Annotated in this window: 13 protein-coding genes; 9 read left to right on the forward strand and 4 right to left on the reverse strand. The window is 45.0% G+C overall.

Annotation, left to right across the window (positions count from 1 at the left end; all coding sequences use genetic code 11):
* Position 1: 1 nt before the first annotated feature.
* The 6 genes from ffh to queA are packed head-to-tail and all read left to right on the forward strand — an operon-like array spanning position 2 to position 4,278.
* Positions 2 to 1,354 (forward strand): signal recognition particle protein, encoded by a 1,353-nt coding sequence (gene ffh, locus LI091_RS00485; RefSeq protein ID WP_015525221.1) that lies wholly within the window; start codon positions 2 to 4, stop codon positions 1,352 to 1,354.
* 45 nt (positions 1,355 to 1,399) lie between these two features.
* A complete protein-coding gene (gene rpsP / locus LI091_RS00490) occupies positions 1,400 to 1,645 on the forward strand; it encodes a 30S ribosomal protein S16 (protein ID WP_015525220.1) in 246 nt (81 codons plus the stop codon).
* 55 nt (positions 1,646 to 1,700) lie between these two features.
* Positions 1,701 to 1,931, forward strand: a complete 231-nt coding sequence (locus LI091_RS00495; RefSeq protein ID WP_015525219.1) for a KH domain-containing protein — start codon at positions 1,701 to 1,703, stop codon at positions 1,929 to 1,931.
* A gap of 59 nt (positions 1,932 to 1,990) precedes the next feature.
* Positions 1,991 to 2,497: a ribosome maturation factor RimM gene (rimM, locus tag LI091_RS00500; protein ID WP_059085894.1), complete on the forward strand. Its 507-nt coding sequence runs from the start codon at positions 1,991 to 1,993 to the stop codon at positions 2,495 to 2,497.
* A complete protein-coding gene (gene trmD, locus LI091_RS00505) occupies positions 2,498 to 3,250 on the forward strand; it encodes a tRNA (guanosine(37)-N1)-methyltransferase TrmD (protein ID WP_015525216.1) in 753 nt (250 codons plus the stop codon). It begins immediately after the preceding gene.
* 2 nt (positions 3,251 to 3,252) lie between these two features.
* Positions 3,253 to 4,278: a tRNA preQ1(34) S-adenosylmethionine ribosyltransferase-isomerase QueA gene (queA, locus tag LI091_RS00510; protein ID WP_015525215.1), complete on the forward strand. Its 1,026-nt coding sequence runs from the start codon at positions 3,253 to 3,255 to the stop codon at positions 4,276 to 4,278.
* Between the two features lie 102 nt (positions 4,279 to 4,380).
* On the opposite strand, the gene LI091_RS00515 is transcribed toward queA, so the two are convergent.
* Positions 4,381 to 5,700: a CapA family protein gene (locus tag LI091_RS00515; protein ID WP_173745764.1), complete on the reverse strand. Its 1,320-nt coding sequence runs from the start codon at positions 5,698 to 5,700 to the stop codon at positions 4,381 to 4,383.
* Positions 5,701 to 5,853: 153 nt separating this feature from the next.
* Here LI091_RS00515 and LI091_RS00520 point away from each other — a divergent pair, with 153 nt between their 5' ends.
* Complete coding sequence (locus tag LI091_RS00520) at positions 5,854 to 6,699, forward strand: deoxyribonuclease IV (protein WP_173740298.1); 846 nt, start codon at positions 5,854 to 5,856, stop codon at positions 6,697 to 6,699.
* Between the two features lie 3 nt (positions 6,700 to 6,702).
* Positions 6,703 to 7,239, forward strand: coding sequence for a ribonuclease domain-containing protein (locus LI091_RS00525; RefSeq protein WP_015525212.1), 537 nt, complete (start codon positions 6,703 to 6,705; stop codon positions 7,237 to 7,239).
* 82 nt (positions 7,240 to 7,321) lie between these two features.
* Here LI091_RS00525 and LI091_RS00530 read toward each other — a convergent pair whose 3' ends face one another.
* The 3 genes from LI091_RS00530 to LI091_RS00540 all read right to left on the reverse strand — a co-directional run bounded on the left by LI091_RS00530 (position 7,322) and on the right by LI091_RS00540 (position 10,986).
* Positions 7,322 to 8,308: a 2-hydroxyacid dehydrogenase gene (locus tag LI091_RS00530; RefSeq protein ID WP_015525211.1), complete on the reverse strand. Its 987-nt coding sequence runs from the start codon at positions 8,306 to 8,308 to the stop codon at positions 7,322 to 7,324.
* Between the two features lie 240 nt (positions 8,309 to 8,548).
* Positions 8,549 to 9,823, reverse strand: a complete 1,275-nt coding sequence (gene aroA, locus LI091_RS00535) for a 3-phosphoshikimate 1-carboxyvinyltransferase (protein WP_118369235.1) — start codon at positions 9,821 to 9,823, stop codon at positions 8,549 to 8,551.
* A 71-nt stretch (positions 9,824 to 9,894) separates the two neighbouring features.
* Positions 9,895 to 10,986 carry a prephenate dehydrogenase gene (locus LI091_RS00540; protein ID WP_265190661.1) on the reverse strand — a complete coding sequence of 364 codons (1,092 nt, stop codon included), beginning with the start codon at positions 10,984 to 10,986 and terminating at the stop codon, positions 9,895 to 9,897.
* A 319-nt stretch (positions 10,987 to 11,305) separates the two neighbouring features.
* On the opposite strand from LI091_RS00540, the gene LI091_RS00545 reads away from it, so the two are divergent.
* Complete coding sequence (locus tag LI091_RS00545; protein ID WP_265190662.1) at positions 11,306 to 12,028, forward strand: phosphatase; 723 nt, start codon at positions 11,306 to 11,308, stop codon at positions 12,026 to 12,028.
* Positions 12,029 to 12,066: the final 38 nt, after the last annotated feature.

Below are 12,066 nucleotides of genomic sequence, written 5' to 3' on the forward strand. Positions count from 1 at the left end.
AATGGCATTTGAGAGTTTAACAGATAAACTGCAGAATGTATTTAAGAAGCTGAAGGGCAAGGGTCGTCTCACAGAGGCTGATGTCAAGGTAGCACTGAAGGAAGTTAAGATGGCGCTTCTGGAAGCGGATGTTAACTTTAAGGTCGTTAAGCAGTTTACGAAATCCGTTCAGGAAAAGGCTATCGGACAGGATGTTATGAATGGTCTGAATCCGGGACAGATGGTGATCAAGATCGTAAATGATGAGCTGGTCAACCTGATGGGAAGTGAGACAACAGAGCTTCCGATCAAACCGGGAATGGATCTTACCGTTCTTATGATGGTTGGTCTTCAGGGTGCAGGTAAGACAACGACGGTTGCCAAGCTGGCAGGCAAACTGAAATCCAAGGGAAAGAGACCACTGCTTGTGGCCTGTGATGTTTACCGTCCGGCAGCGATCACACAGCTGCAGGTAAACGGTGAGAAACAGGGCGTCGAGGTCTTTTCCATGGGAGATAAGCAGAATCCCGTGGATATTGCAAAAGCAGCTATCGAGCATGCGAAATCCAATCAGCAGAATGTTGTGCTCATCGATACAGCAGGACGTCTTCACATTGATGAGGATATGATGCAGGAGCTTGAGGATATCAAAGCGAATGTGAATGTAGATGCTACAGTGCTTGTAGTTGATGCCATGACAGGACAGGATGCAGTAAATGTGGCGCAGAACTTTTCTGATAAAGTCGGCATTGATGGTGTGATCCTGACTAAGATGGACGGTGATACACGAGGCGGCGCTGCGCTTTCCATTAAAGCCGTGACCGGCAAACCGATCTTCTATGTTGGTATGGGAGAGAAGCTTTCAGATCTGGAACAGTTTTATCCGGAACGTATGGCTTCCAGGATCCTTGGAATGGGCGATGTAATGAGTCTGATCGAGAAGGTGGAAGCATCTGTGGATCAGGAACAGGCTCAGGAGATGCAAAAGAAGCTGAAGAAAATGGACTTCGACTTCAATGATTATCTTACCAGCATGGAGCAGATGAACAAGATGGGTGGTATTTCCAGTATCCTGAACATGCTTCCCGGAATGGGCGGTAAGATGAAGGATATCGAGGGTATGATCGATGAGAAGGCTATGGACCGTACCAAGTCCATCATTCTTTCCATGACACCTCAGGAGAGAAGTAACCCTAACATTCTGAACATCTCACGCAAGAACCGTATCGCCAGAGGCGCCGGAGTGGATATTACAGAAGTAAATCGTCTTGTGAAGCAGTTTGAGCAGAGCAAGAAGATGATGAAACAGATGCCGGGATTAACAGGCGGCAAGATGAATATGGGAAAAAGAGGCGGCTTTAAGCTTCCCTTTTAATAAATAACAATAAATTTTCAGAAAGATAATTGGAGGAAAACAAAAATGGCAGTTAAGATCAGATTAAGAAGAATGGGACAGAAGAAAGCACCTTTCTATAGAATCGTAGTAGCAGATTCTCGCTGCAAACGTGACGGAAGATGCATCGCAGAGATCGGAACATATGATCCGAACCTTGACCCAAGCGTATACAAAATTGATGAAGAGGCAGCAAAAAAATGGCTTGCAGCTGGTGCTCAGCCTACAGAGGTAGTTGCTAAGCTTCTTAAACTTGCCGGAATCGAGAAATAATACCTGACAGATTTGGATCTGTGGCCTCAATGAGGCAGGAGCAAGGAGGTATGTAATGAAACAACTTGTAGAAGTAATTGCAAAATCTCTTGTTGAAAATCCGGATGAAGTAGTCGTTACTGAGACTGAAAAAGACGACGCGATTGTTGTTGAACTGAAGGTCGGACCGGCCGATATGGGTAAGGTTATAGGAAGACAGGGCAGAATTGCCAAGGCAATCCGTACTGTTGTGAAAGCGGCTTCTTCAAAAAGCAGCAAAAAAGTGATTGTAGATATTCTGCAATGAAAAAGAGACAGGAGCTGTGGATTCCATGGCTCCTGTTTTTACTCTGAAAGGGAGCAAAAATGGAAGATTTATTAAAGGTAGGAGTTATTACAACGACCCATGGCGTCCGTGGTGAAGTAAAAGTTTTTCCGACAACGGATGACGCAGAGCGTTTTCTTGATATTGAATATGTGCTTCTGGATACAGGAAAAGAGCTTCGCAGATTGAATATTCAGAATGTAAAGTTTTTTAAAAATCTTGCGATCCTGAAGTTTGAAGGCATTGACAACATCAATGATATTGAAATGTATAAGGGCCGTGAGCTTTGGATCCCACGTGAAGAGGCACAGGAGCTTGGCGAGGACGAATATTATGTGGCGGATCTCATCGGAATGGAGGTACTTCTGGAGAATGGGGAGAAATTCGGAGTGCTCCGTGATGTGATGGAGACCGGCGCCAATGATGTTTATATTGTAGATCGTGTGGATGGCGAGGAAATCCTGCTTCCTGCGATCCATGACTGTGTTCTTGATGTGGATGTGGAAAAAAATACCATGACTGTACATTTGATGAAAGGGCTTGTTTAAATGAATTATCATGTACTTACATTATTTCCGGAAATGATCGAGAACGGAATGAACACAAGTATTACAGGCCGTGCCATTACAAAGGGACTGTTATCACTGGAAGCGATCAATATACGGGATTTTGCATTCAATAAGCACCAGAAGGTAGATGATTATCCTTATGGCGGTGGAGCCGGAATGCTGATGCAGGCGGAGCCGGTATATCTGTCTTATGAATCCATTGCAGAACGTATTGGAAGGAAACCCCGCGTGATCTTTCTGACTCCTCAGGGAAAAACCTTCAATCAGGATATGGCAAAAGAGTTTGCCCTGGAAGAAGACCTGGTTTTCCTCTGTGGTCATTATGAGGGAATTGATGAGCGTGTTCTGGAAGAAATCGTAACAGACTATGTTTCCATTGGTGATTATGTACTTACCGGAGGAGAACTTCCGGCTATGGTCATGATGGATTCTATTTCCAGAATGGTACCAGGTGTTCTGAATAATCAGGAATCCGGTGAGACGGAATCCTTTTCCGGGAATCTTCTGGAGTATCCCCAGTACAGCCGCCCGGAGGAATGGCATGGCAAAAAGGTTCCGGAGGTGCTGCTTTCTGGACACCATGCCAATGTGGATAAATGGAGAAGAGAGCAGTCTATCATCCGTACAGCCAAATGGAGGCCGGATCTTTTACCAAAAGCTGATCTGACCAACAAAGAGTGGAACGAGGTCCGCAGGCTTCGCAAACAGTGGAAAGAGGAAGTGGAAAAATAATTATGAAAACATCAGATTTTTATTATGATCTGCCGCAGGAACTGATCGCTCAGGATCCGCTGGAGGACAGAAGTTCTTCCAGACTGATGCATCTGTCCCTGAAAGATGGAAGTATCGAACATCGTCATTTTACCGATATACTGGATTACCTGCATAAGGGAGACTGTCTTGTGATCAATGATACCAAGGTTATCCCGGCACGTCTTTATGGTCACAAGGAAGAAACTGGAGCGCTGATCGAGATCCTGCTTCTAAAACGCCGCGAAAATGATATCTGGGAGTGTCTTGTAAAGCCGGGAAAAAAAGCACGTCCCGGTGCAAAGATCACTTTTGGTGACGGTATCCTGAAGGGTGAGATCATTGATATTGTAGATGAGGGAAACCGTCTGATCCAGTTCCATTATGAGGGGATTTTCGAAGAGATCCTGGATCAGCTGGGAGAAATGCCGTTGCCGCCGTATATTACCCACAAGCTGAAGGATAAGAACCGTTATCAGACTGTATATGCAAAGAATGAGGGATCTGCTGCCGCACCTACCGCAGGACTTCACTTCACGCCGGAGCTTCTTGAGAAAGTAAAGGAGAAGGGTGTGAATATTGCACATGTAACTTTGCATGTAGGTCTCGGAACCTTCCGCCCGGTAAAGGTGGATGATGTAGAAAAGCATCATATGCACTCGGAGTTTTATATTGTAGAAGAAGATCAGGCAAAACTGATCAATGATACAAAGAAAAACGGCGGAAGAGTGATTTCTGTGGGAACTACCAGCTGCCGTACCCTGGAGTCCGCAGCCGGAGAAGATGGAATCGTGAAGGCCGGAAGCGGATGGACAGAGATCTTTATCTATCCTGGATATAAATTCAAAGCTATCGATGGACTGATCACCAATTTCCATCTGCCGGAGTCCACGCTTCTGATGTTAGTTTCAGCCCTTGCCGGAAAAGAACATATTATGGCTGCTTATGAAGAAGCTGTTAAGGAAAGATATCGTTTCTTCAGTTTCGGGGATGCCATGATGATCGAATAAGATTTAAAATTACTTTTTATATAAATAATATCCCAACGGATCGCAGCATGGAAACATGCATTATTACAGGATCTGTTGGGATATTATTTTTTGTTATGCTATTTATTCTTCACTGTCAGAGCCTTCCGATGTAGCGGATGAAGAATCCGCGGCAGGAATCGCAGCACTGCGTTCCTCTATCTTGGATTTGATCCTGGATGCCTCATCTCCGGATGCAGGAGTTGGCTGATAATTGTTGTAGCCATCTGCGGAAGAAATAGAACAGGGAATGATATTGGTCACGTTATCAGCCTGTACGCCTTCTGAGGTGACAGTGAAGGTCTGCTGGAAGATCATGGTGTCCATATCACTTGGAGAACTGTTTCCTCCAAAACAGAAATTGCCAAGACTGTAGACGATGTTTTTTCCTTTATAGGTTTCGATTCCCTGGAGTACATGCGGATGATGGCCACATACCAGATCTGCACCTTCATCGATAGCAAGACGGCCAAGGGTCATCTGATTGGTATCAGGAACTGTTTCGGTCTCATTGCCCCAGTGGAAGATCACAACTATAAGTTCTGCCCCATCTGCTTTGACCTTTGCGATATTATCTTTCAGCTGCTGTTCGCGTCCAAGATGATCCTTCAGCTCATAAATTCCGACAAGGCCAACTTTGATCCCCTTGATGTCCATAACCGCAGTATCATCATAACCGAAGTGTGTAATGCCTGCATTATCCAGAGCAGTCAGAGTATCCGTGTAGCTCTGCTCTCCGTAATCATGGCTGTGATTGTTTGCAGTGTTTACGGCTTCAACGGAACCGCTGGTGAGTATCTGAGCATATTCGGCAGGTGCTTTAAATGCAAAGGTTTTATCTTCTCTGGCATCGGAATCGGTGAGAGTTCCTTCAAAATTGGCAATTGTCAGGTCATCTGCCTCAAAGATGCTTTTTACATTCTTAAAGAAATAATCTTTGCCGTTGTTATCGTAGCATGCGTTCAGACTTGTGTCATAATCAAAGGTCTCATCGGTACCCAATGTGCAGTCCCCGACTACGCTGAGCGTCAGTGAAACGGGATCTTTCACAGCAGCAGCTTCTTTTTTTGCCTTTTTTGCGGCCTCCTCTTCCTGGGCCTTCTGCAGTGCAGCGGCTTCTGCAGCTTTCCGGGAAGAAATGCATGCACGTGCGGAAAAAATGATCACAAGAATAAGTATGATCAGGATCCCGCCAGCTGCAAGAAACATTTTCTGACGGCGTACCTGGTAATATCTGGATTTTTTGCTGATGTCATTCCTGCGAGTCCCAGTGGAACGTGAACGGGAATTACGGGATGCAGAACCAGAATGCTTTCGCCGTGCTTCCCGTGCTTTGGTGGCTTCTCTGCGTGCCTGCTCCGGATCATGGCCATGAGGCGGCCGCCTTCGATTGTCGTTTGCCATTCTTTTTCTCCTTCGTATGTAAAGATATCTTTATTATAGAAAGAATGGTAAGTATTGTAAAGAAAGAATCGCGGACTTTTCAGAAAAAGAAGTTTTTGATATAATAGTTAGGCCAAAAGGCAGAAATATAAACTACAGGGAGATGGTACTGATATGGTATTATATATCGGAAATCATACAAGTTCGTCCAAAGGCTATGCTGCCATGGGGCGTCAGATGCTGAAAAACGGTGGAAACACGTTCGCTTTTTTTACCCGCAATCCCAGAGGAGGCAAGGCAAAAGAGATCGATCCTGCAGATGTGGAAAGATTTCTGGAGCTTTCTAGGGAAAATCATTTTGGAAAGCTGGTGGCACATGCACCGTATACCATGAATGCCTGTGCCGCAAAAGAAAATCTGAGAGATTTTGCAAGAGAGATCATGGCAGACGATCTGAAACGTATGGAATATACACCGGGAAATTATTATAATTTTCACCCGGGCAGTCATGTAGGGCAGGGAACTGAGACGGGAATTACCAAAATTGCGGAAATCCTCAATGATGTCCTTACAGAAGAACAGAGTACGACCGTCCTTCTGGAAACTATGTCCGGCAAGGGTTCGGAAGTAGGAGCAACGTTTCAGGAGCTTCGTGATATCATTGACAGGGTGGAAAAAAATAATAAACTGGGTGTCTGCCTGGATACCTGTCATGTATGGGATGGCGGTTATGATATTGTCCATGATCTGGATGGTGTTCTTGATGAGTTTGACCGGGTGATCGGCCTTTCCAGATTGAAGGCTGTTCATCTTAACGACAGTATAAACGGACTGGGCAGTCATAAGGATCGCCATGCAAAGATCGGCGAAGGCCAGATCGGCCTGGATGCACTTGTGAATGTGGTGTGCCATCCGGCTCTTGAGGGAATTCCCTTTATTCTGGAGACACCAAATGATGATGAAGGATGGAAAAGAGAAATTGCACTTTTACGAGAACGATATTCCATGAAAGGAGATTGATCCATGAAAAAGTTCAGATATTTTATCCTGGTGCTTGCCGGGGTGGCAGCGATGATGCTGGGAGGATGCAAAGATAAGGAAAAATATGACGAATCTGCTTTTCAGGATGACCTGGAACCTCTGAGTGAGGATGAAGTGGAGGCCATGGACCAGAATGGTGACGATGAGATGGCAGTAGCTGATGAAAGCGACCTGGAGCAGCTGCAGGATTCTGAAAATGCTGCAGGATCAGGAGACACAGATGGGTCCGCTTCATCGGATGCAGCAGACTCACAGAGCGAAAAGAAACTGGATGAAAATGGCACCTATACAGATAAAGATGAAGTGGCCCAGTACATTTATGAGTATGGCCATGTACCCTCCAATCTGACTGCTGCAGACTATGATAATGCAGACAGTATGCTTCCGGTAGAGGAGGGCGTAACCTATCAGCAGTGCAGCCTTGATGATGCAGGGAAACAGAAGCTGATCTTCACTCAGGATGCAAAGCGCATTTATTACACAGACGATGACGGACAGTCTTTTGACGAGATCTATTAAAATCAAAAGAACAAAATAAGACCCCCGGATACAGATAAACGATCAGTATCCGGGGGATTTTGCATGTCAGGGTTGAGACTGATCAGTGGACCAGATTTTTCATTTCAGCTCCATCCATAAAAGTTTTTGCGTTTTCCAGGGTTGTCTCCGCAATATTGGTCAGTGCTTCTACCGTAAAGAATCCCTGATGTGAGGTCATGGTCACATTTGGGAAGGACAGAAGACGCTGGATCGTGGAAGTAGGAAGAATGCTGCTTGACATGTCTTCATATACATATGCAGATTCTTCTTCGTAAACATCCAGACCAACGGCGAAGAATTTGTGATCACGGATACCTGCGATCAGGTCATCGGTTTTGATCAGTCCACCTCTGGAGGTATTTACAAGGATCACACCATCTTTCATTTTTGCAATCGTTTCGGAGTTGATCAGATGCTCTGTTTCCGGAGTCATCGGACAGTGCAGACTGATCAGATCACTGGTGGAAAGGAGTTCGTCCAGTGAAACATACTCCAGAAAGTCAAGATTTTTATTAGGGAAAAGATCATAAGCAATTACCTTCATGCCAAAGCCGCGGCAGATTTTTGCCATTGCCTGACCGATTTTTCCGGTGCCGATAATTCCGGCTGTTTTCTGATAAAAGTTAACGCCCATGAGACCGTTCAGTGCAAAGTTATTTTCACGGCATTTGATATATGCCTTGTGGGTGTGCCGGTTGGCAGTAAGAGCCAGTGCCATGGCGTGTTCGGCAACTGCTTCCGGAGAATAACCGGGAACACGTGCCACCTGGATCCCGCATTTTGCTGTAGTTTCCAGATCAACATTATTGTATCCGGCACAGCGCATGAGGATCAGTTTTACACCCTGGCGGTGAAGTTCTTCAATGACCGGTGCGCCGAGATCTGCATTTACAAATGCACAGATGGCATCGTAGCCGTGGGCAAGAGCTGCGGTTTCTTCATGGATATTTGCTTCAATGAATTTAATTTCAATACCTGGATAAGATGGAAGCAGCTTCTCAAAAAATTCCCTATCGTAGCTCTTGGTGTCATAAAACAAAATTTTCATAATCGTTGCTCCTCTCTGGAAATAATTATTTTCCGAAAAAATAATACCATAATAGTAGGAATTTGGAAAGTGGGAAAAACGATAAAATTTATCAAAAAAATGGTTTCATTTTGGAATTATGATATCCATAATAAATAAAAATTATACGAAATATAAAAAAAGAGAGCATTTTATGCACTGTCATCTGATGGAACAGACGCTGTGATACATGAAAATGCTCTCTGTCTGGATATAAGATAATTATTCTGCCAGACTATAAAGATCGGAATAGAATTCCGGATAGGAGATGTTGACACATTCTCCGTTTTTGATGGAAAGTGTTCCCTCACAAAGCAGTCCTGCTACTGCAAAAGACATGGCTACACGGTGATCCAGATGAGAATCGATCTCTGCGCCATGAAGGGCTTTTCCACCATGAATGATCATGCCATCTTCGGTTTCCTGGATCTCTGCGCCCATTTTCCGAAGATTTTCCGTCATAACCTGGATGCGGTCGGACTCTTTGACACGAAGCTCCTGTGCATCCCGGATAACAGTGGTTCCTTCTGCAAAAGCTGCCATAACGGCGATCATCGGAAGTTCATCGATCAGAGTAGGAATGATCGCGCCTTCTATTGTGGTCCCGTGAAGCGCAGAGGAGCGGATCAGAAGATCGGCAGTAGGTTCGCCCTCTGTGGTTTCATTAAGAAGAGTGATATCTGCTCCCATGGCCCTGCATACACGGAGGATGCCGTCACGGGTCGGGTTGATCCCCACATTTTTCAGAAGGATCTCACTGTTGGGAACAAGAAGACCTGCTGCGATAAAATAAGCTGCAGAAGAGATATCTCCCGGAACCAGGATCTCACGTCCGTAAAGAGATGGGTCCGGTTTGATGGATGCTGTTGTTCCCTCTGCGGTTACATTGGCGCCAAAGTAATTCAGCATGATCTCCGTGTGATTTCTGGAAAGGACCGGCTCTGTTACACGGGTAATGCCGTCAGAGTACATTCCGGCAAGAAGTACGCAGGATTTTACCTGGGCAGATGCTACCGGAGAATTGTAGTGGATGGCATGGAGCTTTTTTCCGGAGATCTTAAGCGGTGCACATCCGTTTCCGTTGAGACTTACGATATCGGCACCCATTTGGGAAAGCGGAGTCATGATCCGTTTCATAGGGCGTTTCTGGATGGAAGCATCGCCGGTAAGCTCTGATACAAAGTCCTGTCCTGCAAGGATCCCGGAGATGAGGCGGGTGGTGGTACCGCTGTTACCGACGTCAAGAGTCTCTGACGGAGCACAGAGACCATGGAGACCTTTTCCGTGGACCAGGATCTCTCCTTCTGTATTTTCAATGTTAATACCCATTTTCCGGAAACAGGAAATAGTGGAGAGACAGTCTGCACCCTCCAGAAAATTTGTGATTTTGGTAGTGCCTTCTGCAAGAGAGCCGAACATGACAGCTCTGTGAGAAATGGATTTATCTCCGGGAATGGCAAGAGAGCCGGATAATTTTTTTGCTTTTTTGATTTCCATATTAGTACCTGCCTGTATTGTTATTTTTGAAATACATGGCAGCAGATCGGATATCTGCTGCCGTTTATATATCAGCGTTCGCAGATCTTGTAATTACGTTTTGTAAGAAGCACTTTAGCCTGCTCCAGAGCTGCGTCTGTATAAAATTCGATCTTCAGAACGCCATCTTCAAATTCTCGGTTGTGGATAATACCGATATTTTTGATGCTGACCTTTTCTGTTGCAAGGATGGTTGCGATGGTTGCAATGGCACCGGCCTCATCTGCCACATCGATATAAAGGACATAGGAGCGGGGAATCAGGCTGTTGTCTACAATGTCAATGGAGTCACGGTAATCCTTGGAGCTTGCAAACATGTCAAAGATGTTGTCAGCTTCTTTGTTGTCAATGGAACAGCGGATCTGGATCAGCATACGGATAAATTCATCTAGAACCGTGGAAATGTTTTTCTGATTTTCCAGACAGATCTGTTCCCACATAACCGGTGAAGAAGAGGCAATACGTGTGATATCACGGAAACCGCCGGCTGCGATCATTTTCATATACTGGGCGTCGTTATCCAGAAGATTTACAAGATTTACAAGAGCGGAGGCTACGATATGAGGAAGGTGGCTGACTCCTGCCGTGATGAAATCATGTTCTTCTGCAGTGATAACAAGGGGGATCGCACCAAGAGAGGAGATCAGTTCTGTGAAATCAGAAATCTTTTCCAAAGCAACTTCTCCTCCCGGAGTGATGATATAATAAGCATTTTCCAGAAGATGATCACTGGAATTGGAAAAACCGCTGCGTTCGGAGCCTGCCATAGGATGACCGCCGATGAAGCGTCCTTCAAGTCCGAGCTCGGTTACTTTTTCGTGGATAACGCTTTTTACACTGCCTACATCTGTGAGGATACAGTTCTTTCCAAGAGAATCTTTGATCTTTTCCATGTATTCCACATTAAATTCTACAGGTGCACAGAGAAAAAGATAATCACAGTTATATAACTGCTCATCGTCAATATCACAGATCCCGTTGATCACGTTTAAACTGACTGCCTCTGCCAGAGCAGTTCTGTCTTTGTCAAAGGCAAGCAGGCGATAATCCGGGTGAAATTTTCGTATGGTTCTGGCAATGGAGCCGCCGATCAGTCCAAGGCCGATAAAACCTATGGTTTTCATAGTACTTCAGAGTCCTTTCAGGTTACTTTTTACTTTTATTCTTTAATAGTGTAAATCACGACTATATTGTAAAAGAAAGTGTGAAAAATGTCAACAAATGTTAGCGGAAACAGGAAGGCCATTTTTATAGTTGTTTACCGTAATGTTTTGCGAACAGGGAAGAGTAATAGAAAGTTACTGTTCATTGGTAATATTCCGCGAAGCGTGTTGCTGAGAACGGAGTAAACAGTAACAATAGAAAAAGGCTTGAGAAATCGGAGATTTCGGACGTATAATATAATAAGAAAAAAACAATATAAGATACAGAGGAGAATTTATCATGAAATATCAGTCAGTTATGGATCTTCACACACATACCGTAGCCAGCGGACATGCATACTGCACACTTCGCGAGATGGCCAAGGCTGCTTCCGATAAAGGCCTTGAACTTCTGGGAATCACAGAGCATGCACCGAAAATGCCCGGAACCTGTCATAAGTTTTATTTCCAGAATATAAAGGTAGTACCCCGTGAAATGTACGGGATTCAGCTGCTTCTGGGTTCGGAGGTAAATATCCTGGATGCGGCGGGAACGGTAGATCTTGAGCAGAAAACCCTGGAGAAGCTGGACGTGGTCATTGCAAGTCTTCATGTTCCATGCATCAGACCAGGCAGCAGACAGGAGAATACGGAGGCCTATCTTAATGCTATGAAGAATCCGTGTGTCAATATCATCGGACATCCGGATGACGGAAGATACGAGGTTGACTATGAGGCGCTTGTACAGGGAGCCAGAGAATACGGTAAAGTCCTGGAGCTGAACAATCACTCCATAGACCCTGACTGTAACCGTGAGAATGCAGTAGAGAATGATACCATCATGCTGGAATACTGCAAAAAATATCGGGTACCTGTGGTTATGGACAGTGATGCCCATTTTGATCTTCTGATCGGGGAATTTGATCTTGCCAGAGACCTTCTGACCAAACTGGATTTTCCGGAAGAGCTGGTACTGAACCGTTCTGTGGATGCCGTGAAAAAGTATGTAAACCGGAAATTCTGAAAGATAGACGACTGTTCTGTATTAATTGACGGTAATAC

The organism is Blautia sp. MSK20_18 (assembly GCF_020553125.1).
In the GTDB taxonomy this organism is placed as follows: Bacteria; Bacillota; Clostridia; order Lachnospirales; family Lachnospiraceae; genus Blautia_A; species Blautia_A fusiformis.

Coding starts and splice junctions, on each gene's coding strand:
- ffh (WP_015525221.1), top strand. CDS start 2: ATGGCATTTGAGAGTTTAACAGATAAACTGCAGAATGTATTTAAGAAG.
- rpsP (WP_015525220.1), top strand. CDS start 1,400: ATGGCAGTTAAGATCAGATTAAGAAGAATGGGACAGAAGAAAGCACCT.
- LI091_RS00495 (WP_015525219.1), top strand. CDS start 1,701: ATGAAACAACTTGTAGAAGTAATTGCAAAATCTCTTGTTGAAAATCCG.
- rimM (WP_059085894.1), top strand. CDS start 1,991: ATGGAAGATTTATTAAAGGTAGGAGTTATTACAACGACCCATGGCGTC.
- trmD (WP_015525216.1), top strand. CDS start 2,498: ATGAATTATCATGTACTTACATTATTTCCGGAAATGATCGAGAACGGA.
- queA (WP_015525215.1), top strand. CDS start 3,253: ATGAAAACATCAGATTTTTATTATGATCTGCCGCAGGAACTGATCGCT.
- LI091_RS00515 (WP_173745764.1), bottom strand. CDS start 5,700: ATGGCAAACGACAATCGAAGGCGGCCGCCTCATGGCCATGATCCGGAG.
- LI091_RS00520 (WP_173740298.1), top strand. CDS start 5,854: ATGGTATTATATATCGGAAATCATACAAGTTCGTCCAAAGGCTATGCT.
- LI091_RS00525 (WP_015525212.1), top strand. CDS start 6,703: ATGAAAAAGTTCAGATATTTTATCCTGGTGCTTGCCGGGGTGGCAGCG.
- LI091_RS00530 (WP_015525211.1), bottom strand. CDS start 8,308: ATGAAAATTTTGTTTTATGACACCAAGAGCTACGATAGGGAATTTTTT.
- aroA (WP_118369235.1), bottom strand. CDS start 9,823: ATGGAAATCAAAAAAGCAAAAAAATTATCCGGCTCTCTTGCCATTCCC.
- LI091_RS00540 (WP_265190661.1), bottom strand. CDS start 10,986: ATGAAAACCATAGGTTTTATCGGCCTTGGACTGATCGGCGGCTCCATT.
- LI091_RS00545 (WP_265190662.1), top strand. CDS start 11,306: ATGAAATATCAGTCAGTTATGGATCTTCACACACATACCGTAGCCAGC.